Source organism: Dysgonomonas sp. PF1-14, from assembly GCF_029892965.1.
Lineage (GTDB): Bacteria > Bacteroidota > Bacteroidia > Bacteroidales > Dysgonomonadaceae > Dysgonomonas.
Genome location: NZ_JARXWN010000001.1, coordinates 53,310 through 77,800 on the forward strand (window position 1 = coordinate 53,310; position 24,491 = coordinate 77,800).

23 protein-coding genes are annotated in these 24,491 nt (G+C 40.9%); 12 read left to right on the forward strand and 11 right to left on the reverse strand.

Going from position 1 to position 24,491, the window contains the following annotated elements; translation table 11 throughout:
• Positions 1 to 105: 105 nt before the first annotated feature.
• The 3 genes from M2448_RS00235 to M2448_RS00245 form a co-directional block, all read right to left on the reverse strand.
• Positions 106 to 261, reverse strand: a complete 156-nt coding sequence (locus M2448_RS00235; protein WP_280644228.1) for a hypothetical protein — start codon at positions 259 to 261, stop codon at positions 106 to 108.
• On the reverse strand, positions 261 to 782 hold the full coding sequence (locus M2448_RS00240; RefSeq protein WP_280644229.1) for a hypothetical protein: 522 nt from the start codon (positions 780 to 782) through the stop codon (positions 261 to 263). The genes M2448_RS00235 and M2448_RS00240 overlap by 1 nt, the downstream gene beginning before the upstream one ends.
• A 258-nt stretch (positions 783 to 1,040) precedes the next feature.
• On the reverse strand, positions 1,041 to 2,000 hold the full coding sequence (locus M2448_RS00245; RefSeq protein WP_280644230.1) for a tyrosine-protein phosphatase: 960 nt from the start codon (positions 1,998 to 2,000) through the stop codon (positions 1,041 to 1,043).
• 228 nt (positions 2,001 to 2,228) lie between these two features.
• Between M2448_RS00245 and M2448_RS00250 the strand changes: the two genes are divergently transcribed.
• Positions 2,229 to 3,287, forward strand: coding sequence for a tyrosine-protein phosphatase (locus tag M2448_RS00250; RefSeq protein WP_280644231.1), 1,059 nt, complete (start codon positions 2,229 to 2,231; stop codon positions 3,285 to 3,287).
• Between the two features lie 393 nt (positions 3,288 to 3,680).
• Here the strand turns inward: M2448_RS00250 and M2448_RS00255 are convergent, their stop codons facing one another.
• Together M2448_RS00255 and M2448_RS00260 are read right to left on the reverse strand one after the other, a co-directional pair.
• Positions 3,681 to 8,270, reverse strand: a complete 4,590-nt coding sequence (locus M2448_RS00255) for a translocation/assembly module TamB domain-containing protein (RefSeq protein WP_280644232.1) — start codon at positions 8,268 to 8,270, stop codon at positions 3,681 to 3,683.
• A 73-nt stretch (positions 8,271 to 8,343) separates the two neighbouring features.
• Positions 8,344 to 8,703 (reverse strand): arsenate reductase family protein, encoded by a 360-nt coding sequence (locus M2448_RS00260; RefSeq protein WP_280644233.1) that lies wholly within the window; start codon positions 8,701 to 8,703, stop codon positions 8,344 to 8,346.
• 150 nt (positions 8,704 to 8,853) lie between these two features.
• Between M2448_RS00260 and M2448_RS00265 the strand changes: the two genes are divergently transcribed.
• The 8 genes from M2448_RS00265 to folP all read left to right on the forward strand — a co-directional run bounded on the left by M2448_RS00265 (position 8,854) and on the right by folP (position 14,451).
• Complete coding sequence (locus tag M2448_RS00265; RefSeq protein WP_280644234.1) at positions 8,854 to 9,726, forward strand: YicC/YloC family endoribonuclease; 873 nt, start codon at positions 8,854 to 8,856, stop codon at positions 9,724 to 9,726.
• Positions 9,727 to 9,764: 38 nt separating this feature from the next.
• Complete coding sequence (gene gmk, locus M2448_RS00270; protein WP_280644235.1) at positions 9,765 to 10,328, forward strand: guanylate kinase; 564 nt, start codon at positions 9,765 to 9,767, stop codon at positions 10,326 to 10,328.
• The gene (gene nadD, locus M2448_RS00275) at positions 10,325 to 10,906 is read left to right on the forward strand and encodes a nicotinate (nicotinamide) nucleotide adenylyltransferase (protein WP_280644236.1); all 582 of its coding nucleotides are present in this window, start codon (positions 10,325 to 10,327) and stop codon (positions 10,904 to 10,906) included. The genes gmk and nadD overlap by 4 nt, the downstream gene beginning before the upstream one ends.
• Positions 10,907 to 10,910: 4 nt before the next feature.
• Positions 10,911 to 12,086 carry a Xaa-Pro peptidase family protein gene (locus tag M2448_RS00280; protein ID WP_280644237.1) on the forward strand — a complete coding sequence of 392 codons (1,176 nt, stop codon included), beginning with the start codon at positions 10,911 to 10,913 and terminating at the stop codon, positions 12,084 to 12,086.
• A gap of 55 nt (positions 12,087 to 12,141) precedes the next feature.
• Positions 12,142 to 12,570 (forward strand): hypothetical protein, encoded by a 429-nt coding sequence (locus tag M2448_RS00285; protein WP_280644238.1) that lies wholly within the window; start codon positions 12,142 to 12,144, stop codon positions 12,568 to 12,570.
• Between the two features lie 25 nt (positions 12,571 to 12,595).
• Positions 12,596 to 12,922, forward strand: coding sequence for a hypothetical protein (locus M2448_RS00290; protein WP_280644239.1), 327 nt, complete (start codon positions 12,596 to 12,598; stop codon positions 12,920 to 12,922).
• 86 nt (positions 12,923 to 13,008) lie between these two features.
• Positions 13,009 to 13,443, forward strand: a complete 435-nt coding sequence (locus tag M2448_RS00295) for a hypothetical protein (RefSeq protein WP_280644240.1) — start codon at positions 13,009 to 13,011, stop codon at positions 13,441 to 13,443.
• A gap of 165 nt (positions 13,444 to 13,608) precedes the next feature.
• Positions 13,609 to 14,451, forward strand: a complete 843-nt coding sequence (gene folP / locus M2448_RS00300; RefSeq protein ID WP_280644241.1) for a dihydropteroate synthase — start codon at positions 13,609 to 13,611, stop codon at positions 14,449 to 14,451.
• A 3-nt stretch (positions 14,452 to 14,454) separates the two neighbouring features.
• On the opposite strand, the gene M2448_RS00305 is transcribed toward folP, so the two are convergent.
• The 6 genes from M2448_RS00305 to M2448_RS00330 form a co-directional block, all read right to left on the reverse strand.
• The gene (locus M2448_RS00305; RefSeq protein WP_280644242.1) at positions 14,455 to 15,159 is read right to left on the reverse strand and encodes a 16S rRNA (uracil(1498)-N(3))-methyltransferase; all 705 of its coding nucleotides are present in this window, start codon (positions 15,157 to 15,159) and stop codon (positions 14,455 to 14,457) included.
• A gap of 13 nt (positions 15,160 to 15,172) precedes the next feature.
• A complete protein-coding gene (locus M2448_RS00310) occupies positions 15,173 to 16,264 on the reverse strand; it encodes a hypothetical protein (protein ID WP_280644243.1) in 1,092 nt (363 codons plus the stop codon).
• Positions 16,265 to 16,283: 19 nt separating this feature from the next.
• On the reverse strand, positions 16,284 to 16,853 hold the full coding sequence (gene xpt / locus M2448_RS00315; protein WP_280644244.1) for a xanthine phosphoribosyltransferase: 570 nt from the start codon (positions 16,851 to 16,853) through the stop codon (positions 16,284 to 16,286).
• A 117-nt stretch (positions 16,854 to 16,970) separates the two neighbouring features.
• Entirely contained in the window at positions 16,971 to 18,365 is a 1,395-nt protein-coding gene (locus M2448_RS00320; RefSeq protein ID WP_280644245.1) for a nucleobase:cation symporter-2 family protein, read from the reverse strand.
• A gap of 19 nt (positions 18,366 to 18,384) precedes the next feature.
• Positions 18,385 to 19,053: a DUF2625 domain-containing protein gene (locus M2448_RS00325; RefSeq protein WP_280644246.1), complete on the reverse strand. Its 669-nt coding sequence runs from the start codon at positions 19,051 to 19,053 to the stop codon at positions 18,385 to 18,387.
• A gap of 140 nt (positions 19,054 to 19,193) precedes the next feature.
• Entirely contained in the window at positions 19,194 to 19,979 is a 786-nt protein-coding gene (locus M2448_RS00330) for a hypothetical protein (protein WP_280644247.1), read from the reverse strand.
• Positions 19,980 to 20,256: 277 nt separating this feature from the next.
• Here M2448_RS00330 and M2448_RS00335 point away from each other — a divergent pair, with 277 nt between their 5' ends.
• The 3 genes from M2448_RS00335 to M2448_RS00345 all read left to right on the forward strand — a co-directional run bounded on the left by M2448_RS00335 (position 20,257) and on the right by M2448_RS00345 (position 24,418).
• Positions 20,257 to 21,561 carry an anaerobic C4-dicarboxylate transporter gene (locus tag M2448_RS00335; protein ID WP_280644248.1) on the forward strand — a complete coding sequence of 435 codons (1,305 nt, stop codon included), beginning with the start codon at positions 20,257 to 20,259 and terminating at the stop codon, positions 21,559 to 21,561.
• Between the two features lie 182 nt (positions 21,562 to 21,743).
• Positions 21,744 to 23,726 carry a transglycosylase SLT domain-containing protein gene (locus M2448_RS00340; protein ID WP_280644249.1) on the forward strand — a complete coding sequence of 661 codons (1,983 nt, stop codon included), beginning with the start codon at positions 21,744 to 21,746 and terminating at the stop codon, positions 23,724 to 23,726.
• Between the two features lie 98 nt (positions 23,727 to 23,824).
• Positions 23,825 to 24,418: a sugar O-acetyltransferase gene (locus tag M2448_RS00345; RefSeq protein ID WP_280644250.1), complete on the forward strand. Its 594-nt coding sequence runs from the start codon at positions 23,825 to 23,827 to the stop codon at positions 24,416 to 24,418.
• Positions 24,419 to 24,491: the final 73 nt, after the last annotated feature.

Below are 24,491 nucleotides of genomic sequence, written 5' to 3' on the forward strand. Positions count from 1 at the left end.
TTGCATCGCGTGGTTTCTCTGTATTACGACTCATAATTGTTTACATTATACCACGCGATGCAATCGCGCGGTAGCGGGGGAACCTTGTACCATTGAATAAAAAACTTATTTCTGATCCAATACTTTTTTTAAATCAGCAACTAATTTGTCATAATCTTTAAAATGTTGAGGGTATTTCATGGCATTTTCTGTCCAAACATCTACCATTCTGTTTGAATATTCTGCATAATCATTTTTATTCAATAATTTTTTTATAATCATTAGTTTAAATGGTCCATCTCCAGAAAAAACTTAGGATAATCATCCTCTCGCAATGAAATGGCATGATTATGAACATCTTCCAGTGTCTGATATTTCTCAAAAAATGGCATCGCTCCATATTTCACAATTGCTTCCATTTCATCGAACACAAAATCAAAAGCTTCTGTCCCAGAAAAATATTCCGAATCTGAGATAAAACGATCAAACATTTCATAATCAACGCCTTTTACCGGATGTATATTCCCCATTATTGTAAATTGTAGAGATTCACTTCCAATATTTTTTATATTATACTTATTCACTATATTTTCTAAAATTGATTCGACTTTATTAAATCTAATTCTGACATTAGGTGGATCTAATAGAAAACCGGATTGATATTTTCTATAGCTCAAACCAATGCGCCTAGTTATCCCATTTATATCCTGAGTCCAATTATAACTCATGTTGCCTTTACACAAAGTGAAATCTGTAAAACATCTTCTTTTTATATCTGTATATAATTCCTTTACTGTATACATTATTATTTTGTATTTAGTTTGTTAATCACTCGCTGGTGCGAACATTATGTTAGTGTCTTGTTCTGATAATCTGCTACGCAACACACAGACGAGATGTTTGTGCGAGTGGGGCTTTTTTTAACTAAAACCTTACAAACCGAACAAAGTTATCTGCTATTCTTCATTTAAAAATAAGCTGATAATGGATGTAAGTATATTGTCTGTTTAAAATCCTATAGATAAAATTGCAGAAGAATAATTCAGTAGTTTTTAGTAAACCTAGTCAAGGTATAACCGCCTCATTCGTGCTATATCTACTTTCAGCACTTTGGTCAGGTAATTCATTATCGATCCGTGATCGCGCTTTATCTGGTTGATCCCTGCTTGCAGGAACATGCGCTTTACGGTGAAGATAGATTCGGCTCGGGGGTATTTCGCTATGAAGGCATCGTATTTGTCGCTCAGGTATATTTTAGAGAGCAGGTAGTCCTGCATCACAGTCTCTTCGTCCACGCCCAGCGCAAACAGTATCAGTGCTGTTGCCATGCCAGCCCTGTCTTTTCCAGCCGAACAATGGAAAATAAGCGGTGCGCTCAGGTTGTTTTGCACAATGGCAAAAAATATGCGGAAAGCTCTCACACATGCCGGATCGCTTACCAGCAACCTGTTCATGTGCTTCATATGTGTGTCGATATTGGTCTTTAGCAGATTTGCCTGAATGCCTTCCGTACTCAGGTTTCCGGGAGTAATGGCAATGGGGTAGGTGAAGTGTACGGTAGCCGGTAGTTTGTCCGGTGAACGCTTTGTTTCGTTTTGCGCCCTGAAGTCTATAACTGATGTGATAGGAATGCTCGACAGGTATTTGATATCTTCTATCGTGAGGTTGGACAGTTCGTCGGCTCTGAACAGTTTACCCCATTTTACGGTGCGTCCTTCTTTTGTTTTGATGCCCCCCAGATCGCGGAAATTATACCCTCCGGCCATTGGCAGGTGCTTTTCAGCGAGGATGATGCGTTCATCGTTTATGGCGAGTTCGAAATAGATGCGTATAGATGTGCTTACAGTGAGATGGTAAATACCGCTTCTGTTACCCGTCAGTATAGGAGTATTGCGATTAATGCTTTCCTCGGTATGACCGGCGTACAAAGACCAATTACCTTCTGCGTTTATTTCAAGGCTGGCCTCTTTCGTGTATTTATTCCGTATTATTCGGGCTATCATCTGTATACCCTTATCCATAGACGGCGGAGCTTTCCTTTCCTTGTGAATATCCAATTCCAAATTCATCGTATGCAAAAACATACAAATATACGGAATTAGTTGGTATATCCTCTAATCTATAGTTAAATAGCGTGAAGTGTGAAAAAAAGGTAAATCTATGGAAAAAGCCTGTAGACTATTGAAAAGCTTTCGAGACTAATGTATCTTTGTTAGTACGGTATCAATTTAAATAATGGGACTTTATATATGAAACTTAAATTTATAGCCTGTGTTATAAGCCTGCTTGCTTTGTATAACTGTTCTCCGAAACCATCAGTGACAGCGTTGTGCGAAAAAGATCCGAATGGGAATTATATCCTCAGGTGGGAGATGTATCCCGAAGTAGATAATATCCCCGCTGAAATATTCATGTCCGATAATGACAGTGTTTTTCCTTCGAGCCCATCTTTTACAGTTAATTCCAATGATTATATAACCATTGTCGAGAATAATTCGGATACGATTGTCGGGCGCCGCTATTTTCGTATAAGGATAGGGGGCACAACATCTAAAGTTATAACCAATCGTTTTTTTGAGCTGGATAGTATTCAGAATTTCAGAGATGTGGGCGGATATATTACCAATGATAAAAAAACAGTACGTTGGGGTAAAATTTTCCGTTCCGGAAGTTTTGTGAGAATGACTACTCACGATAGCCTCGAACTGAATAATCTGAATATAAAGACTGTAATAGACCTGAGATCGGAAGATGTGAGAACTAAAACCCTGAACCGCTATACTGCTGTCAATAATATAAGAATACCTATTGCATATAGCGGATATAGTGCTATATCACAGAAAGTGTTGGATGGGCAGTTTTTGAGGGGAGACGCCATTATTTTTACACAAGACACATATAGGGATATGATAAACAATTTTGCGGAGCAATATGCCGGATTTTTCGATTACCTCTGCGATGAGAAGAATTATCCGATTGTATATCACTGTTTCTTGGGAAAAGACCAGTCGGGGCTGGCTACATATTTTCTGCTCAGGGCATTGGATGTGCCTATGGATGATATAGAAAACGACTACATGGCATCCGATAAAGAGATTGATAAACACAAAATGGTAAGGAATGCCGACAGCCTGTCGGAATCGCGTCAGGAAGCGTTTACAATGCTGACAAAAACCGATTTAGCTTATCTCAGGTATGGCATATCGTGCATAAGAGAGAAAAGCGGCTCGGTAGACGAATATATGCTGAATGAGCTGAAGCTCACCCCCGAAAAGCGGCAAAAACTGAAAAATATCCTGCTACACTGATTCTATTTATTTTGAAAAAGGTGATGTAGGGGCGAAAAATCTTTCGTCCGGAGAATGGCAGAAACACATTATACAAATTCTCATGCGCTTATTCTACGCCTTACTGTTAGCAAGTAGGTTACTGAAAAAATTTAAACTAACGTGAGTTCGATATAAAAATAGTATGTAATCAATTGTTTTCCAAAATATATGATGTAAACTTCGTGCTCTTTGTGGTTTTTCTTTGTGTCCTTTGTGGTAAAAGAAATAAGATTTAACCACAAAGAGCACAAGGTTTTACACAAGGCTCACAAAGAAAATATATAACTAGCTAATATTTAGATACTATTATTTCGAACTCACGTTAAACTAGAGCGCGAGTAAACTATAGACTAGCAAGCTAATAAGCTAAAATCAGTCTTCCCTTTCATCATTTATCATCGGTTGCTTTACCACTGTCGACTGTGTAGAATCAGATGGTAATGAATCTGTTTTGGCAGCTTCCGGAGCTTGTTGCAGTGGTGGTTGCTGTATGCTGTCCTGAGCGTTTGTCGTGCTTCTTCTCCTTCTTGGTTTGAACGACTGGAACAGGCGTTTCAGCGTAGCCGCCTCTTTGCTGTACACAATGCCGATGCCCTGAGTGGTAGGCGCCTGACGATAATAGCGGTCGTTGGTATGGCTGTATGCTTTCAGTGTCCACATCGAGTTCAACTGATATTCCAGATCGAAGTCTCCGATAAATGTATTTTCTGCCGAAGTTGTCTGGTCGGTACGATATCCCAGATTGGTATTGAATCTCAGCTTATCGTCCAGAAACTTGCGCGATACGCTCACACTCATATCCATTTCGGATAGTGAGCCATCGCTGGAATCTATGTTTGCACCTATCGTCCATTTGTCGCCCAGCATATTTCCGACCAAAGCGGTCAATCCACTCGATAGGGCAGTAGACACCATATTTGTCCATATACCGTTTCCGAAATTACTTCCGGCATTACCCAGATTGGCGTAGAATGATCCTGTGGCAACCAGTGAGGCAAACTGAAGGGTTTTCTGTTCATCTGTACTGATGTATGTGGCTACTTTAGTCATAATGTCGTCATTGGCATTCGGTAGGGCTATGTTATATTTAACTTCCATCCCATCCAGATTACCCGATATTTCCAGTATGCAGTCTACTTCCACTTTTGATGAATAGTTCTGATTCTCGAAGCTCATATCCAGTGTTTTAAGGTCGGCTTTTACCCTGCGGTAGGCGGTAATGTCAAACCTTGTCTTCAATGGGTCTCCTTCGAAGAAAAGTTTACTTCCCGGTTGTATCTTAAACTGGAGTTTCTTTATATTTTGCAGGTTCAGTTTGACGAATCCGTCCGACAGGGCATAATCTCCGCGTGCGGTCATGTTTTCGGTTTGCATATCATAAGTGAATCTGATATTCGATCCCGAACCCCGAGCCTGTAATTCGTCTCCTGTAGTCGGGTCTATTATTACTCCCAGCAATATATCGGGTGTTACATTCAGGTTTACATCCAATTTCAGTGGTAACGATTCGCTTACTCTCGATTTTATAGCGTTTTTCAGTTCATCCTTTAGCTTCTCTTCCGGTACATTTATATACACTACGCTTTTATAGTCCGAAGCTTCGGAATGTTGGGGCAGTAATATATTCAGCCTCGAATTCTTATCATTTGTTACGTTCATCTTCATATTAATGCCGTTGTCATCACCATTTATATTGAGTGAACCCGAAGCAAAGACTCTTCCATAGAACAGGCTGTCGGTACGATTTTCGGTATTGAGTACCATCAACTTATTCATCTGCATATTGAGCGAGTATTTCATCTGCTCAAAGTTTTTATGTGTAAGTGTAGCGCTTACATTTGCGGTATTCCCATGACTGTCTTTTAGTGTAAGGTGGTCAAACCCTATTCTGTCGGGGCTTACCCGTATCGTATCCGATATGGTATATGTCACATTGGTATAGTCTACCCCTATCTGTGTATTGTTGAATCCTAAAAATCCTTTTACCTTAGGAGCTTTCATGCTGCCTTCCACCATCAGGTTGGTGCTGATGCTTCCGTCCAGTTTGTTCAGCATATCGGATACGAAAGGTTGCATCCAGCGCAACGGCATTTCCAGCATACGTATTTGCAGGTCGAGTGAGTCCTGACTCGTATATACCGTTCCGTCTACTTCGGCATGTGTCTCACCCTTATTTATTAATGTTGCATTTAGTCTGGCTCCGCCGAATTCATCGCTCCATGCGCTTTCGAGGTGCATGGTTCCCAGTGTGTCGGCAAACATCACAATGTCGGACATCTCCAGTCCGCGTGTGTACACTTCGGGCTGATCGAGCAGATTGGTAAGCAGCACATTGCCATGTATATTCCCTCTTATGTTTTTTATATCGAAAGCTTCGAGCAGGTCACCGATCTCAGCATGGTCGAAGTAAGCTCTCAGGCTATCGGACTTCTGATCGGAGACAACACCGTCAAGCCCGAAATACCTTTTCTTATTCAGCCCGATGCCTACATTGTGTATTTCGGTGCGGCTGCCTGTATTTATTATTTCGGCAGGGAGCAGGTTCAATGCCAGTTTGTCTATCATCAGGTCTGATGGCGATACTTTCAGTGACGATACCAGTTCGTTCTGTTCATTTCTGCTAAATTCGGCGAGGGCTTCCATATACCCGTTGATGCCGATGTCAGTCTTATCACTGGAAATGTTCGTAACAGCATGTATTGCATCCTGAGCGCCATCTACAAGCAGCGATAGTTTGTATTCACCCTTGTCCATCAGCATACGGCTATTGCCTACAACATTGAATGCCGAATCTACATTCGATATATTCAGCGTGGTATTTTTTATATCGTATTCTCCGTAACGGATGTAAGGGACATCTCCGTCTATTTTGACTATATTATTTATCGTACTGATGCGCCCGCTTATGCTAGCCGGCTCTATTACATCTACAGGCAGGGCAAAGATGCGTCCAAGCTCTTCTGTATTATTAGTCTTCAGGCTAAACGTAAAGTCGTTCTGGTCGGGCTTTTTTTTACCCTTATGTTCGTGCGGGAATACGTTTGGCAGATATTCGTGCATTACATGTGCCATTTCATCGGCAAGAGTCGTAAATGTGTAATATCCCGATATGTTTGCAGTGAGTAGCGAAGAGGTAAGGTTGATGAATTTGTCTGTCTTCGATTTTCTGCCTGCTTCCAATGTGAACTTTCCCGGATGAAAATTGAAATTGGCATCATAGAAACGGAGGCTGTCTACATTCACCAGTCCGGTTACCTGATCTATATCGAGCCCTTTTATATTTCCGTTCAGGGAAAGATTCAGGCGCGGATTTACCCAATCCGGATTTTTATAGAAATAATCAACATGTAATGTATCTACTTTGAGTTCTACATTTATGTCGGGCACTTCATCCTGCGACATACTCGCCACAGCCATTATCTTGCCTATTTTCCAATCAGCTTTTGCAGAAATCCCCATTTCATCGGCATTGTAGTAAGCCTGGAATGGCAGATTTTTAATCGTTTCTTTTTCATAACCCAAAGCTTCTATCCTTCCCTGTGCCTCTGCCGATAGCGGCACTTTTTCGCTTTGGTGAGCTTTTATGTCTAAGTTGGCAGTGAGGTTACCCAGTCCTGTATCTTCACCCAGCAGCTTGCCCAGATTGAAACCATGTGTTTTCAGTCCTGCCAGTACGTCAAAGTTGGTGAAGGTAGTATCTACCTTACCTGTAGCCAACATGTTTATGGAGCCTTGACGGCACCATGCTTCGGCATCCAGTTTGAATTTGTTTAGCTGTCCGGTCAGTTGTCCTTTCAGGAAGATGTCTCCCATGTCTTTTAGTATGTCGGGAGAAACGAATGTAGAATCGCCCAGCTTGGCAAAGGAATTGATGGCATCCGGGCTTGCTTTGGCTTTTTCTATATTGATTAGTATATCGGATGTGCCATATTTTGAATAATCGGCGATACCTGCCTTTCCACTCAGATAGAAATCTTCTCCATATGTCAGGTTGATCTTTTCTATCTGCACAGCCGGCAGTGTACCATTTATATCGGTCTGCAATCCAATTTTGTTTTTCAGGAATTTAAGCTCCGGCATGAAGGCGATAAGGTCTTCAGGCGCGATCTCTGTATCATTCGTTCCTACTTCAAACTGGTTTGTAGCCAGATTGTATCTTGCTTTGCTCGTTATCAGATGCGATTGCGGCAGGGTGAGGGTAAGCCCTTCTACCCACATTTGGTCTCTTTCTGAATAGAGATGTCCTTTCAGGTCTTTTATTTCTATACCTGTTTTTTCTTTTGCCCTCAGATTGTTGAGCGCAATATCCAGCTTGTCAGTATCTATCGAATTCAGGTCGAGATTTGCATTTACATCATACAGGGCAATGTGTGAGGCATTGAATATACCCGGAGTAATGGTGTCGGAAAGTACATCATAATTGAGCCGCCCTCTGTTGAGGCTCACATCTTCTATGACAATAACGAGGGAACTCTTTGTGGTATCTACCTCTGTGGTATCGCTACTCGAAAAGGCATCTATGATAAATTGGAAATTGAAATCACTGATGCTGTCTTTCAGTGTTACATTGATCAGAAAATCGTCAACAGTAATTCCGGTTATCGCCAGCTTACTGCTTTTCAGCAGTTCCCATGGACTGAGGCTGACGTCGAGGCTGTTGGCGTAAAGCAGGGTGTCTTTTGCCTGATCTTCGATGTAAATACCTTTAAGTGTGGCGTGGTTGAACAGGCTGAGACGCACTTCGTCGACAGAGACTTCGGTTTTTAGCATTTTCTTTAGTTCATCTATAGCGAAGTCTGCCGCTTTCTGCTGTACGGAAGGAATAGAGAGTAAGGCGTACAAGAGTACATTCAGTCCTATAATGCCCAGAACTATATATATAAGTATCCTGAAAAGCTTTTTTGCAAAACTCTTCTTTTTAGGTGGTTGTATTTCTTCCTGAACTTTTTCTTCTACTTCCATCTGTTCTCTTTGATCTTACCTTTCTCTCTTTATTTTAGCAGTAATACATTCCGAGCAATAATGAAGACGGTCGTTATTTCAGTTTACTGCTCCATTCTTCTTCGTTGAATCCTACCAGCACAAAGCCTTTCGCAACAATGATAGGGCGTTTTACAACCATGCCGTTCGATGACAATATTCCGATCAATTCGTCTTCTGATGCCGATTTTACTTTTTCTTTCAGGTTTTCTTCTTTGTATATTTTCCCCGAAGTATTGAAAAACTTCGCAATGGGTAACCCGCTCTTTTTTATCCATGCACTCAGTTCGTCCCTAGTCGGATTATCTTTCGATATATCGCGGCTGTCTACGCTTATGTTATTTTCTTTTAACCATTTAGCTGCTTTCTGGCATGTGCTGCATTTGGGGTATTGTAAAAAGAGGATATCCGCCATGTTATATGTTGTCTTTTGGGTTTTAACAATATGCAAATTTAAAGATTTACTACTGAATAACGCTGCTTCAGCATCGAAAGTTCGTCCTTTTTAGCCAAAGCGCATAATATTTGTTTATTTTTGTAATTTAAAAATCAAAAAAATAACAGCATGATACAGTCAATGACAGGCTTTGGTAAAGCATCTACCGAACTTGAGAGAAGGAAGGTAACCGTAGAAGTAAAATCCCTTAACAGCAAACAGCTCGATCTGTCAGTACGTCTGCCTAATCTATATAAAGAGCATGAAATGGAAATCCGTAACAGGCTCTCCCGTCAATTAGAACGCGGAAAAGTGGATTTTCTTGTATATGTGGAGAATATAGGAAATGAAACTCCTACACAGATAAATCAGAGTATAGTAGAAGGATATTACAACCAGATAAAAGAATCGGCGCGTAAATTGGGAATAGATACTCCTGCCGACTGGTATCAGGTTATACTGCGTATGCCCGATGTGCTGAAGTATGAATCGCAGGAGGTAGACGAGTCGGAATGGAATGCTGTATCGCAGGTGATAGACGAAGCGGTCAAACAACTGTTGGCTTTCCGTAAACAGGAGGGTGAGATGCTTGAAAATCTATTTAAAGAAAAGGTAGCAAATATATCATCTTTACTGACTGACATCGAGCCTTTTGAGGCCGAAAGGGTAGAAAAGATAAAAGTCCGTATAACTGAAGCATTACATAAAATAGAAGACTTTGATTATGATAAGAATCGTTTCGAACAGGAAATGATCTATTACATCGAGAAACTCGATATAAATGAAGAAAAATCACGTTTGACAAACCATCTGAGCTATTTTCTGGAAACAATGCAATCGGGTACCGGACAAGGTAAAAAATTGGGATTCATTGCTCAGGAAATGGGACGTGAGATCAATACGATGGGTTCGAAATCTAACCATGCCGATATGCAGCAGATCGTTGTTCGCATGAAGGACGAACTGGAACAGATAAAAGAACAGGTGTTGAACGTATTGTAATAATAGTTTTACAGTAAAGAGAGTAATAAAAATATAGAATGGGTAAACTGATTATTTTCTCCGCACCATCGGGAGCTGGTAAATCTACAATCGTAAATTATTTGTTGTCGCAAAAGCTTAATCTGCAATTTTCCATTTCAGCGACCAGCCGTCCACCGAGAGGAACGGAGCAGCATGGCGTGGAATATTATTTCCATAGTCCCGACGAGTTCAGGCAAAAGATAGAGAATGACGAATTCCTCGAATACGAAGAAGTATATAAAGATAAGTTTTACGGTACATTAAAGTCCGAAGTAGAAAGGATCTTTAGTAACGGTGGAAATGTCGTTTTCGATGTAGATGTAGTAGGAGGATGCAATATAAAGGACTATTATGGCGACAGGGCTTTGTCTATCTTTGTAGAGCCGCCATCCATTGCTGCGCTGCGCGACCGTCTGGAAAAAAGAGCGACCGATTCGCCTGAGGTCATAGATGCGCGTGTGGCGAAGGCTGAATTGGAGATGACGTTTGCCCCACGTTTCGATGTCGTTATAGTAAATAATGATCTGGAAGAGGCGAAAGCAGAAGCGTTGAAAGTTGTAACTGAATTTTTGTCGAAATGAATATAGGTATATTCTCCGGTTCGTTCAATCCTGTTCATATAGGGCATGTGATACTTGCAAACTATATTGTGGAGTTTACCGATATAGACGAAGTGTGGTTTATTGTCAGTCCGCATAATCCGTTGAAATTACAGAATGAACTTTCCGATGAGAATATCCGTTTAGAAATGGTGGATATAGCACTAAGGAGTTATACCAAGCTCAGAGCGAGCGATTTTGAGTTTTCACTGCCACGACCGTCTTATACAATAGATACGCTGAAAGCTTTGAATAAGGCTTATCCACAGCACGATTTTACACTGATTATCGGAGCAGATAACTGGAATATCTTCGAGAACTGGAAAGAATCCAATTCAATTCTCGATAATTATAAGCTGAAAGTCTATCCGCGTCTCGGATCACGCATATCTATACCCAATAAGCTGAAAAACAGGGTAGAGGCGTTGGATTCTCCTATTGTGGAGATTTCGTCTACTTTCATACGTGAAAGTCTTTCCGGAGATAAGGATGTACGGGCTTTTTTACCCGAAGGAGTGTACGATTATATTATAGAGAACAAACTATATAGACAGAAATAAGAAAATGAATTATCTGGAAGCATTGTCAAACGATTTGGAGATACGGCGTTCACGTCTGCAACAGGCTATGCAGGCAATGAACATAGAAGCATGTGTATTAACTACTGTTGTAAATGTATTTTACATGACAGGCAAGGTATATAACGGTTACTTTTATCTGCCTGCCGAAGGAAAGCCTGTACACTTTGTGAAACGACCGGAAGGAATCGACTTTGAGAATACGATATATGTCCGCAAGCCGGAACAAATAACCGAAGAACTTCAGAATCTGGGGTTCGCCCATCCGAAAACATTATTGTTGGAAACAGACGTTATTCCCTATGGCGAGTGCACCCGTTTACTTGGTACTTTCGGGATTGCTGAGGCTGCAAATGCTTCGGTGCTGATGCGCCGCCTGCGTAGTGTGAAGACTGATTTCGAGCTAGAGCAAGTCAGATTGTGTGCACGCCGTCACGAAGCTGTATATAAACTCATCCCTTCGCTTTACCGTAAGGGTATGACCGATATGGAATTGCAGATAGAGATAGAAAAAGTGATGCGCCAACACGGTTCATTAGGCCTGTTCCGTAGTTACGGCGAAAATATGGATATCTACATGGGCAGCCTGTTAGTAGGCGAAAATGCCGAAGTTCCTTCTCCATTCGATTTTGCTCTGGGTGGTGCGGGTACTACCCCGATTATTCCACTTGGAGCTTCGGGGCAGAAAATAAAAGACGGACAAACTATCATGGTGGATATGGCAGGCAACTACACTCCTTGGATGACAGACATGACCCGCGTATTTTCTGCTGGAAAAACATTGGATATAGCTTACGATGCGCATCAGGTATCTATTGATATACACAATCATATAATGGATATCGCTAAGCCCGGTGTGAGCTGTGCCGAATTGTATAATATCTCGATGGAAATGGTGAAAAAGCACAATCTTGAACCGTATTTCATGGGTACAAAACAACAGGCTAAATTTGTAGGGCATGGGGTAGGACTGGAGATAAACGAACCGCCTGTGTTGACTCCGCGCTCAAAAGAAATACTCGAGCCGAACATTGTTTTTGCACTCGAACCCAAATTCGTAATTCCCGAAGTGGGCGCTGTGGGTATAGAGAATACTTATCTGATCACCGGAGACGGAATAGAGAAACTTACCATATTGGAAGAAAATATTGTAGAACTGTAAAAATAAAGTATATATTTGTGATCAGAGAAAGACACACTTCTAAACTGGTACACAAATGACCAAGCTCCATAAATTCTGCGTATATACACCATTGAGGGTATTGGCAATATCCTTTGTCATTGCATTCATTGCTGCATTTATTGCCGCTAAGATCATGGAGCGGGATGCACGCGAGACAATGTATCTGATGGTTTACGGATTTCTGATCTTCCCGAATATTTTGTTTTCTCTCGGGTCGTTTTCTGTTTGTTTTAATCTTTATCAGTCGGTACGTGAAAACTTTTCCCTGTCATTCCTGTCTTTTTATTTTCCGGTTATCTTTGCTGTTTTTATTATGCTGTTTAGTCGCATATTTGGGGTGTTGGCTATACCGCTTGTTGCACTTCCATTTCTGATTCCTCAGACATATTATTTTATCCGATTCCGGAAACGATTGACAGAAGGGGAGATAATGGAGGATTTTTATTATGAGGTGAGTGAATGAAAAATTAATATAGCAACTAACTACTATGAAGCTAAAACTATTTATACCCATCATAATTCTTCTTCTTTTATCTTGTGGTAACAGGGGCAGAACCAAAGAGTATCTTGTCTTTAAGCCGATTGTTGCAGGAGATGATCATCCTCGCTCTCCTAGCTTTATTCAGGAGGATTCCATACCTCAATCCGAGTTTGAGAATTTTAAGTATGTTCTGAAAAATTATAAGGCTGACTATTTTGTGGAAGATGGTAAAATCTATATTGATTCTAAAGAGTATTCAGAGAAGGAATTAATGTGGAACTATACGCTTAAAGCAAGAGATTCCGTATGGCTAAAAGAGAATAGGGGATATTAATTATTTACATTTACTCTTCCTCGAAAAAACACTACCTTTGATTCACATTATTCTACTAATAAAGAAAATGAATAAAATAAACTGATATGAAACCAACATTAATTATTTCAATTATTTTACTGTCTGTACTGTCGTTTTCGTGTTCATCGGATGATGAGGAAAATGATAATAAAGTAACACATGGTTATTGGAGCGTAAAATTCACCTCCTATGTATATAGTGATGTTGAAATTTTCAACAATAAGAATGTATTTGAAATAAGCAAATACCCTGAGATTGAGAATGTTCCCAATAAAGAATATTTGGAAAGTATATACAACCATGAATATAAAGAAGTGGATAACATGCTTTTGGGTAATAAAGCTAATAATCACTCATTTGAAGTGAAAATATTTTACAAAGATACAGATAGGGATAAAGTTGATAAATACTTAGCTAAATATTTCCCAAGCTATCTTGATTGTGCTTTTTTTTACATAGAACACGAAGTGTCTGATATTAAATGGGTTAAGTTGTTTTAGGCATAACTTTAAAAGTGCCTATACCGCTTTTCCGTTTATATTTCATTTCATCCAGATAGTGAGGCAGCCCGTCGAGCATAATAATGCCGTATGGATTTTTCAATATCGTAATGCATACTGAAAAAATACTACCTTTGATTCACTTTATTCTACTGACACAAGAAAATGAATAAAACAATTAACATAAAAGGCGAACTGCTCGATCTTTCTTCTCCCGTTGTAATGGGGATATTGAATGTTACACCCGATTCTTTTTACTCCGGTAGCAGGAAGGAATCGGAGGCCGAAATTGTTGAGCGGGCACGAGAAATACTTGATCAGGGAGGGCAGATAATAGACATCGGCGCACAATCGACACGCCCGTCGTCTACTCTGTTATCCGCAAAAGAGGAAATAGAGCGGCTTAGTTTTGCCTTACCGCTCATCACACACGAACTTCCCGATGCCATTCTTTCCATAGACACTTTTTATGGCGATGTAGCGCGGTTTTGTGTCGAAGAGCATGGCGTAGCTATTATAAATGATATTTCGGGCGGTGAAATGGACAAAACAATGTTCCCTGTTGCTGCACAGCTCAATGTGCCTTACGTTTTGATGCACATGCGTGGTACTCCCCAGACGATGAACGACCTGACCGATTATGACGATCTAATACAGGATATTTTTCTCTATTTCTCCCGGAAAATTGTTGAATTGCACGAATTAGGGTTGAATGATATTATTATCGATCCGGGCTTCGGATTCAGTAAGACAATAGACCAGAACTATGAACTGATGGCTGCCCTACGTGGTTTTTCTATTTTCGAAATGCCTTTGCTTGTAGGCATATCGCGTAAAAGAATGATAGCGAATCTGCTCGATACTACTCCCGCCGAGAGCCTGAACGGTACAACAATACTCAATACTTTTGCTTTGGAAAACGGAGCGAATATACTGCGGGTGCATGATGTAAAAGAAGCGGTGGAAGCGGTGAAAATAATGAAAAAACTCAAAGAATATAAATTCTGATAACTATTGATTCAACACATGAATCGTATGGCAGGCAACTAGTGCTGCCGTCTCTGTACGCAGTCGGCTTTCTCCCAGTGAAATGGGGATGAATCCGTTTTGTATAGCTTCGCTTACCTCTTCTTCGGAGAAGTCGCCTTCAGGGCCAATGAGGATAAGCGCATTCCCTCCTTTTTTATATACCTCTTTCAATAGCGGTTTTTTACCCGAATAACAGTGAGCTATAAACTTCTGTCCGTTGAAATTCTGTTTGATAAATTTTGAGAAGGCTTGCATCTCATCCAGCTGTGGCAGCAATGCTTTTTGTGACTGTTTCATCGCTGAAACCAGTATTTTCTCTATCCGCTGAGGCTTTATTTCTTTTCGCTCCGAGTGCCGGCAAAGTAATGGTGATAGGCGATCTATTCCTATTTCAGTAGCTTTCTCGGCGAACCATTCTATACGGTCTATATTTTTGGTAGGGGCAAAAGCGATTTGCAGATCGAAGTTCCAACCTTTTGGCTGATCTATCGTTTTCAGGATATTCACAATGCAATGTTTCGGGTTTGCCTGTATTATCTGTGCATCATAGAAATGCCCTTTTCCATCGGTCAGAAATATTTCGTCACCCTCTTTCTTTCTCAGCACTTTTATGCAATGCTGTACTTCCTCTACAGGCAGTTCGGGATTACTCAATATATCAGGTGTATAGAAGATTGTCTTTTCCATTATTGGTCTGTATTCAGATTGTATGGTTAAGCCATTTGTCGATTTCATCGGCTGACAGTTCTCTTTCTATCTCAATGCCAGCTTTCAGGTTCTTAAATGTTCGCTGTACGCGGCTGCTCCGGCTTACAGACGGAATGCCAAGCAGTATAACACGATAACCATTATGGATGGTAATATCTTTAGGTGTTCCCTCACTCCATATCCAAGAATCGCGGTAGGCAATGGATAAGCCGGGATTTTCCTTATTCCCCACGATTGATTTCCATTCCGGCTCCGCACATAGCTCAAGGTTATACATATTCCATTTGCTTTCTATGGACCTTTCGGTGATCTGCTCACCACTACCATTGACCACAGCGAGGTCTTCGTCGTTTATGGCTTTTCCTCCATTGTTGAGTTGAGGAATGCCCATCAGTAGGTGTTGCAACTGGTAATTATCGGCTATTCCGCTTATTTTTCCGGTGAATCCGACTTTATTGTCGATATCGATAACTACAACAGGTTCATCAAAAAGTACATCGAACAGCTTACTGAACCAATAACATCCCTGATTGTAATTCCCTACATAAGCAACTTTCTCTTGTAGGCGTTCTTTTGCTTTATAGAAATTCTGTTTGTTGATGGAGAAAAGGGAGATTCCACAGGCATAGAATTTATCGAGTCCTGTGATGGCTACATAAACTTCGTCACTCACCAATTCTTTATCATTGATAAGATCGGAGTATAATTCATCTACTTTCTCATTTCGTTCTTCATCTTCCGGATCTATCTTGCTGAGCTGATAGAAAAGTATTTTATAGAATGGGAGCGCCTTATTAAGCAAGCTGTCATAAAGGTCGATGAAATCGCCTAGAATCGCCTCACCGGGAAACCCTCTTTCTATGAGATAACCACAAATTGTAGTGGCAAGCGAGGCTCTTTCTATATCCTGCAACGAGCTAAGCGAAAATACGTGTTTCATAAACTCATTTACATCATCCTCATTGCTGTCAGGCAAGGCTTTGAAGCATGGTTGCAAAGCAGCATTTACTTCTTCGTTAGTAGACAATACGTCAGACATTACCCTGATGTACTCATCTGTAGCCTCTTTCAGTTCTCTGTTCATCGTTTAAGGTTTAGATTTTTCAGTCTTCAAAGATAATCTTATTTTCTCCCAGTTCCTTAATTTTTGCCAGAGATTCCACATGTATATTCAGTTCACGCAGTCTGCGTCCGCCATCCTGAAAGCTTTTTTCGATAATGAATCCCATACCGTAAAGCTCCGCTCCCGATTGTTTTATCAGGTCATAAACCCCGATAGCGGCATTGCCGTTTGCAAGGAAATCATCGATAAAAACGACTTTATCGTTAGCTGTAAGGAAATCACCGCTCACCGACACTGTGTATTCTTTATCTTTAGTGAAAGAATGGATAGTCGTGGAGAGCATATTCGACATGGTTTTTGGTACAGCCTTTTTTACAAAGACAACTGGTAGTTCTAGCAGGTAGCCGAGCATGATCGCAGGAGCTATACCGCTGGCTTCTATTGTCACCACTTTGTTTATCGGCATATTCCCGAACCGGCGTACAAATTCCACGCCGATGGATTTCATCAGGATAGGATCCATCTGATGATTGATAAAACTATCTACTTTGAGGATTCCTCCCTCGTAACTTTTCCCGTCTTTCAGGATACGATCTTTCAGTAGTTTCATGACTATATTATTTATTGGTTTCTATTACAAGTATCTTAGTTTACTAGTTCATAGTTTACTAGAGTTTTGGCGTTTTTTCTAGTAAACTAGTATACTATCAACTAAAAACTAGTAGTCCTACTCTTTAATACGGATAACAACATTTGCTATGATTGCCACAACACCTCCGGTAGTGATTCCCGACGAAAAGATACCACTTATAGTGCTTGGCATTTGTGATAATATATTCGGTACAAGTTCTACTCCCAGTCCGCAGGCAAAACTGACCGCGAGTACCAGAATAGCTTTTCTATCGATGTTTTGCGATGCTATAATGCGTACACCCGATGCAGCGACCGTTCCGAACATCAATAATGTAGCTCCACCGAGAACAGGTTCGGGCATAATGGAAAATATACCTCCAATGAATGGGAATGCACTGAGTATAATGAGGAATACAGCAATATAATATCCTACGCGGCGGCTTGCGACTCCGGTTAATTGGATCAATCCGTTGTTTTGTGCAAAGATAGAATTGGGGAACGAGTTGAATACTCCGGCAACGGCTGAGTTGATACCATCTGCCAATACGCCACCCTGTACACGTTTCATGAATTTAGGCCCTTCTATCGGTTCGCCTCCGATCATCGAATTAGCCGTAATATCTCCGAAAGCCTCAATGGATGTGATGAAATAAATGAGTGCAACAGCGATGAAAGCGGACAGATCGAAGCTCAATCCGTATTTGAACGGTTGAGGAATCGTTATTGCTCCTACCTCGCCCATATTGGAAAAATCTACCCATCCCATGAAGTATGCAGTAACATATCCGATAACCAGCCCTATAATAATAGAGCTCATGCGGACATATTTATTTTTTATGCTATTCAGTATTAATATAGAAACCAATACCAGTGCTGCCAGTCCGAGATTTTGCAAGCTGCCGAAGGTCCTTGACGGATCGACTGTCGGATCGACAGCCATTGCGCCGTATCCGCCACCACACGATACAATGGCCACTTTGATGAGGCAAAGTCCTATCATAGTTACCACAATGCCCGAAACAAGCGGTGTTATGATCTTTTTCGTGTATTTCAGCAATCGGCTTACGATCATTTCCACAGGTGCCGCTGCGATACACACTCCAAATATAGCGGCAAGTATAGCTGCTTCTCCCATATCTCCCTTTGCGGCAAAACTAGCGGTGAGTGCGCCGATAAAAGAAAAACTTGTTCCCTGAATACATAACAACCCGCAACCTACAGGCCCGAAACGGCGGCACTGTATAAAGGTGGAAATCCCTGATGCAAGCAGAGCCATAGAGACAAGGAATCCTGTGGTTTCAGCGGAGAAATTAAGTGTTTTGGAAATAATGAGCGGAGGGGTTATGATGGCAACGAATATGGCCAGAAGGTGTTGCAAGCCTGCAAACATTGCCTCGCGGAAAGGCGGTTTGTCTTCTATACCATAAATAAGATCTGTTTTTTGTATGGGCTGAATGATCTCATCCATTTCTTTCTCCGTCATTTCCATTTTGTACTTTATTTATCGTTTATTTAAATGTATTTGCTGCATCCATGTTGAAGCTGTAGACCTCTTCTATGGGAATCGCTTTTCGCTGAACCTGCTCGATGTCGTTAGCCTGCTCTGTCCATAAGAAAGGGTAAAAGCTGATAGAGTGATCAGGATTCAGCTCACTGACTTCCTGTTCCCATCCTTTCCATCGCATTCCTGCGTAAAAATCGTTCATGTCGGATTCGAAGCAGAACAGCAGGAACTGGCTGTAGCCCATCTCCAAAGGCATCCATTTCAGCATTTCAGGAGCAAAGTAGTACAGATTACCCGCGTCTTGCCCCAGAAATCCCCCATTGATCGCATAAAATCCTCCGATGGCATCATCTGCTACCAAGAGATAAGGGGCAGGTTCTCCGAAATTATGGAATGTTTTCCCTTTGTTCCAGTCGGGGAGCGTTCTTTTCAGTCTGTCACTTCCTGAGCCGAGTATGCGTATCCAGCCGTTGTCTATCAGTAAGCCTCCTGTTTCGTAGATTATGGCGCCCATTGGCGAGCGGGTAGTAACTTGTGTATTGATCAGGCATTTTTCGGCTCGTTCGCGATCGCAAGGTAATACTTCTACCTTGTTTTTAGCCAGTCCGATCCATTCTTTTACGAGCGGCCAAGCCGGATCGTCCGTATTTATGAGTTCTTGCAGTGTACGCATAGGTACAATTTTTTAATAAGGTGCAAAAGTAGTTATAATTATAGAGATTTTCTATATGAAAAAGGAAAGAATAAAGATTGGTAGTTTGCTCGCGTAGATTTTTTAAGTAAGACATGACTAGATGTCCGCGCCAGCGAGAATTATTTGATGCGTTTTAATATTATTTCCTCTTTACCCAGAACAAAAAAATCTCCCTCATAGGAGTCTCCATTCTCATCGGCTAATTCCTCCCGGACAAATTCAGTTAATAACAGTTCATCTCCGGAAAACACCCAATTGTATTGTTTAAACTCATTGTTATCCGTATTTGAGAATGTTATTACATCCATGTTATAATGAGGGTGCGATGTGCCGAAATAATCACGAACCTGATATGTATCAAATCCTTCAATTCCAATTAATCTTCCATTATCGGCAAATTCGATTTTATGATTTGTTTTTATGTCTATGTATACTCCCTTGAATAATATCTCATTAAAATACTGAGCAACATTTATTCTATAGAAACCAATGTTTTCAAAACAAGGTTTTAAGTCGTCTCTTTTTCTGAAAGTATAAACTGTGGTGTCTGTATTTTCCTTATTTATAACAGGAATAAGCCATAGCGAGAGGTCTTTTCTTATCAAATGCCAATTATCTCCGGTTATAGATGAAGATAAGATGACTAATGTGTCATTATTTCTATTTAGAGGATATTTAGCTGTCTCTATCGAACCAAAACATTCTAAAGAATCCCTATCTATTTTTATAAGAATTGCAAACCATGTCGGTGGTTGAATCCTATATTCTGCTAATTTCTTGTTGAAGGCAATTGAATCAAAATAGTTTGTTAATCCCCAAGTTCCCTCTAAGTAACTTGATTGAGAAATTTGTGCTGAAATATTTATCGGTAACAAAAAGAGTATGACTAAGAATATATTTTTCATATGGATTCATTATCAGTTATCTAAGTTAATAATTAAAAGGAATTAAACAATCTTAGATGTATCATTCTATTCCCAGACAATATTATTGATGTGAAAACCTGTAGGTTTCGTTAGGTTTTATTCGAAAATCCTTCGTTGGCTATTCGCTGAAAAAGCTATCTTTGAGACAAATAGATATGTCATTGAACATCGGATTATCTATTTTGTTTTTAATATATTCCGCATAGCTTTGTTGTGAGGGATTGGGATGAATATCGATGAAAAAATATAGGATAATATGCTGATACAATTTCTGTTTATTCTTGTTGCCATTATTATAGGAGCCCGCATGCAAGGCATTGGTCTGGGGGTTATGGGCGGCTTGGGGCTGGCTATTCTGGTTTTCGGCTTCGGGCTGGAGCCTACCTCTCCTCCTATAGACGTAATGCTGATGATAGTTGCCGTAATAGCAGCAGCAGGATGCATGCAGGCTGCGGGAGGTCTCGATTTGATGGTCTCTCTCGCAGAAAAATTTTTGCGGAAACATCCGCAACGCATTACGCTGTTTGCCCCTATGGTGACTTACTTGTTCACCTTTGTTGCCGGAACGGGGCACGTTGCCTATTCGGTACTTCCCGTAATAGCAGAAGTGGCACATGAAACAAAAATCCGTCCTGAGCGCCCTCTCTCTATTGCGGTTATCGCATCGCAGCAGGCAATAACGGCAAGCCCGATTTCGGCAGCTACAGTGGCCTTACTGAGTATGCTGACAGGCTTTAATGTTTCCCTTCTCGATATATTGATGATCACGATTCCTGCAACATTGGCAGGCGTTTTGGTCGGTGCATTGGTCAGTATGAGACTGGGGAAGGAGCTACACGAAGACCCCGAGTATCTGAAAAGACTTGAGAACGGTGAATTTTCAAATCATTCATTGGCAGAAAAAGGCGATTATAAACTCAGGAGTAAAGCCGGGCTGTCAGTACTTATCTTTATTCTGGCTACTGTCCTTATCATTCTTTTCGGTTCGGTAGAGAGTCTGCGGAATATTAGCGGTAAGGAAATTAATATGCCTGTTATCATAGAGATACTTATGCTTTCGGCGGCAGCGCTTATTTTGCTCACGACTAAAACCAATGGTATAAAAGCCGCTCAGGGCTCGGTCTTTGTTGCAGGTATGCAGGCTGTAGTCGCCATATTTGGTATCGCGTGGATGGGCGATACATTTATTAATGGAAATATGGAGCAACTCCGCACCTCTATCGAAGGCGTAGTACGGTCTATGCCATGGATATTCGGTGTAGCCCTGTTTGTTATGTCTATCCTGCTATACAGTCAGGCTGCTACGGTGAGGGCACTGATGCCTTTGGGTATAACATTAGGTATCTCCCCCTGGATGCTTATCGCGCTTTTCCCTACTGTTAACGGATATTTCTTTTTGCCAAATTATCCTACGGTAGTTGCTGCCATTAACTTTGACCGTACAGGGACAACGCGTATCGGGCGATGGGTATTGAACCATTCATTTATGTTGCCGGGACTGGTTGCTACCATTGCCGCCGTATGTGTCGGGTTGCTGATTATTACCGTCATGGGAGTGTGAAATGGGGTGAATATAAACAGAAGCGTTGATAATCGCGAAGTTATAAAAAATATAAATATTGAGTGCTGTGTTAAAAATTAATGTGTACTTTTGAAAAATTTAAATTGATAACAGTCGTCGTTTAAGCAACTAACTCGAAAGAAAATGCTTGACAGACTGTTGTTTATGTAACCCAGAAGTGCATGCGAGATATTTTGAGACTAACACTTACAGGACTATTTATCGTCTTTTCTTTATTTGTTGCAGGACAAAATAGCGATAGCAATTTATTGGTAGCAGAGGATCAATTAACCACAAACGAAGTTGTTCAGAGTTATGATGAACATTTACTTACTGACGACAAAAATATAGTATATCCCGAAAACTGTTCATCCCGAACTGTTGTCACATTTCACGATTCCACATATATAAACCGTATAAACTCTCTGAATACGGAAATGGAGTTATCATTTAATCCTATTGTACGCGATCATATAGAGAAATATGTGAAGCACGGACGTAAGCAAATAGGAAAGATATTGAGAGACAGCAAATACTATTTTCCACTGATAGAGGATATCCTCGAAAAAGAAGGGCTTCCTGCCGAACTGAAATATATACCTATCATAGAATCGGCTTTGAATCCGAATGCACGTTCGAGAATGGGTGCGACCGGACTATGGCAGTTTATGGCGGGAACAGGGAAGGCATACGACCTGGAGATAAACAATCAGGTGGATGAACGCCGCGATCCGGTAAAATCTACTTATGCAGCTGTAGGGTACATGAAAGAACTGTATGCTACATACGGAGACTGGAATCTGGTTATCGCCGCATATAATTGCGGGGCAGGGAACATCAACAAAGCTATCCGCCGCGTAGGAGGTAAAAAGGACTATTGGGCGATTTATCCTTACCTGCCGAAAGAAACGAGGAACTATGTTCCGTCATTTGTTGCTGCCGTATATATTATGAACTACTACAATACACATAATATATATCCGGCTGAAAGCAATTTTCCCGAATCGATGGATATGTTGCGTGTAAATCAGAATGTCCGCTTCAAGCAGATTGCCGATGCTACGGGTCTGTCGGTAGACGATCTGCGCAGGTACAATCCACAGTTCAAGAATGATATTATTCCCGGATCAAAGAAAGAATACATAATCAGCCTGCCTAGCCAGTATGCTTTGGCTGTTTCAGATAACAGCGATGACAATATGCTGGCAGAGTTGTCTTTTAGGTCTGATAAGGTTGCTGAAGATGAGAATGCACAAGATATATTTCAGACAGACGAAACTGTGACTTATGGTGTTAAACAGGCTCAGATGGTGGTTACATATCACCGAGTTGCTAAAGGTGAGACATTGCAGGCAATAGCTAAACAGAATGATGTAACATTGGCAGAGCTGAAAAACTGGAACGGACTGAAATCGAATAAAGTGCGCACAGGTTCGGAACTGGAAATACGCCGCATAGAATTTGTTGCCGTTCAGGAACCGCAAAAACCTCAGTTGTCAGAACCCGAGTTATTGGTAATCTCAGTCGATGAATCATTGACTTCTGACGTAATAGATAATTATCTGAAAGAAATAGAGGTCGAATCAGCCATGCAGAAAGTATGGGACAATGAAGATGCTTACAGGCATATACAGCTGCTAGCGGCTGCCAATAGCTATGAATATAAAACCATTACTCATACAGCAAAGAAGAAAAATATATGGTCGCGCCTGACTAATAGTGTGAACAAAGGTGTGAACATTGCTCTCAATGCGGTAAAAGATTGGGGTGACTCTGTTTCCGATAAATTCAGAAATAACAGGCAGCCTAAAGAATATCTGGCAGACAATAACAAAGCCGAAACAGAAAAAGCTGTTGCATTAGCAGAGCCCGTAAAAGACGTGGTGACTGAGAGCAAGGCCGAAGAAACATTGTTGGTTCAGACAACCCTGTCTCCGGCAGATCTCGCATCCAACGATAACAGTTTGATGAAGATATACCATAAGGTAAGGATAGGGGAGACAGTAACCAAAATAGCGTCACGCTATAAAGTTTCCAAAGATGATATTATAGCATGGAATAATCTGAATACAGGTACAGCAAGAATAAGCCAGAGATTGCTTATCTTTATACCAAAGGATAACCGGTTAGCCGAAAACAGGGTTTCGTCTTTGGTGAGTTTGTAATCATCTATTATTTAAATATCTAAGATGCCGGTTTATCTTTTGCGGAGGTAAATCGGTTTCTTCTTTTGCAGATACTTAACTCTAAATGAGCAGTCCTTATGAAAAGAACGGAAAAAGAAAAAATGCTGGCAGGCGAATTCTATGATGCCGGCGATACAGAACTGATCACACGTTGGCATCTGGCAAAAAAGCTGATGAAAGAATACTTTCTGGCAGATACTACAGACAAAGCTTTGCTTGACAAGATACTGGATGAATTAATCGGATCGAGAGGGGAAAATGTATGGATATCCGCACCCATCCATGTAGACTATGGTGATAATATCCATATTGGTAATAACTGTGAGATAAACATGAACTGTACTTTTCTCGATTGCAATACGATCACAATAGGAGATAATTCAGGCATAGGCCCCAACGTACAGATATATGCAGTAACCCATCCTGTAAATCCGGACGAACGGCTGACACGCTCTGCTAATGATGGCGATGCACCGTCTTTCTGGAAAACATATTCGGCTCCGGTAACAATCGGTTCTAATGTCTGGATCGGTGGCGGAGCTATTATTCTGGCTGGTGTTACCATCGGTGATAATGCAACGATAGGAGCGGGGAGTGTAGTCACTAAAGATATCCCTGCTAATTGTCTTGCTGCCGGAAATCCTGCCCGAGTGATAAAGTATCTTAAATAAAGCCTTTTGTTTTTCTTTCATACCAAACTATACTAGAAGAAGGATTGTTATAAAAGGAAACTAATTTAAACAG

Excerpts from the sequence above, each read along its gene's own strand:
- M2448_RS00235 (WP_280644228.1), bottom strand. The coding sequence starts at position 261 with ATGATTATAAAAAAATTATTGAATAAAAATGATTATGCAGAATATTCA.
- M2448_RS00240 (WP_280644229.1), bottom strand. The coding sequence starts at position 782 with ATGTATACAGTAAAGGAATTATATACAGATATAAAAAGAAGATGTTTT.
- M2448_RS00245 (WP_280644230.1), bottom strand. The coding sequence starts at position 2,000 with ATGGATAAGGGTATACAGATGATAGCCCGAATAATACGGAATAAATAC.
- M2448_RS00250 (WP_280644231.1), top strand. The coding sequence starts at position 2,229 with ATGAAACTTAAATTTATAGCCTGTGTTATAAGCCTGCTTGCTTTGTAT.
- M2448_RS00255 (WP_280644232.1), bottom strand. The coding sequence starts at position 8,270 with ATGGAAGTAGAAGAAAAAGTTCAGGAAGAAATACAACCACCTAAAAAG.
- M2448_RS00260 (WP_280644233.1), bottom strand. The coding sequence starts at position 8,703 with ATGGCGGATATCCTCTTTTTACAATACCCCAAATGCAGCACATGCCAG.
- M2448_RS00265 (WP_280644234.1), top strand. The coding sequence starts at position 8,854 with ATGATACAGTCAATGACAGGCTTTGGTAAAGCATCTACCGAACTTGAG.
- gmk (WP_280644235.1), top strand. The coding sequence starts at position 9,765 with ATGGGTAAACTGATTATTTTCTCCGCACCATCGGGAGCTGGTAAATCT.
- nadD (WP_280644236.1), top strand. The coding sequence starts at position 10,325 with ATGAATATAGGTATATTCTCCGGTTCGTTCAATCCTGTTCATATAGGG.
- M2448_RS00280 (WP_280644237.1), top strand. The coding sequence starts at position 10,911 with ATGAATTATCTGGAAGCATTGTCAAACGATTTGGAGATACGGCGTTCA.
- M2448_RS00285 (WP_280644238.1), top strand. The coding sequence starts at position 12,142 with ATGACCAAGCTCCATAAATTCTGCGTATATACACCATTGAGGGTATTG.
- M2448_RS00290 (WP_280644239.1), top strand. The coding sequence starts at position 12,596 with ATGAAGCTAAAACTATTTATACCCATCATAATTCTTCTTCTTTTATCT.
- M2448_RS00295 (WP_280644240.1), top strand. The coding sequence starts at position 13,009 with ATGAAACCAACATTAATTATTTCAATTATTTTACTGTCTGTACTGTCG.
- folP (WP_280644241.1), top strand. The coding sequence starts at position 13,609 with ATGAATAAAACAATTAACATAAAAGGCGAACTGCTCGATCTTTCTTCT.
- M2448_RS00305 (WP_280644242.1), bottom strand. The coding sequence starts at position 15,159 with ATGGAAAAGACAATCTTCTATACACCTGATATATTGAGTAATCCCGAA.
- M2448_RS00310 (WP_280644243.1), bottom strand. The coding sequence starts at position 16,264 with ATGAACAGAGAACTGAAAGAGGCTACAGATGAGTACATCAGGGTAATG.
- xpt (WP_280644244.1), bottom strand. The coding sequence starts at position 16,853 with ATGAAACTACTGAAAGATCGTATCCTGAAAGACGGGAAAAGTTACGAG.
- M2448_RS00320 (WP_280644245.1), bottom strand. The coding sequence starts at position 18,365 with ATGGAAATGACGGAGAAAGAAATGGATGAGATCATTCAGCCCATACAA.
- M2448_RS00325 (WP_280644246.1), bottom strand. The coding sequence starts at position 19,053 with ATGCGTACACTGCAAGAACTCATAAATACGGACGATCCGGCTTGGCCG.
- M2448_RS00330 (WP_280644247.1), bottom strand. The coding sequence starts at position 19,979 with ATGAAAAATATATTCTTAGTCATACTCTTTTTGTTACCGATAAATATT.
- M2448_RS00335 (WP_280644248.1), top strand. The coding sequence starts at position 20,257 with ATGCTGATACAATTTCTGTTTATTCTTGTTGCCATTATTATAGGAGCC.
- M2448_RS00340 (WP_280644249.1), top strand. The coding sequence starts at position 21,744 with ATGCGAGATATTTTGAGACTAACACTTACAGGACTATTTATCGTCTTT.
- M2448_RS00345 (WP_280644250.1), top strand. The coding sequence starts at position 23,825 with ATGAAAAGAACGGAAAAAGAAAAAATGCTGGCAGGCGAATTCTATGAT.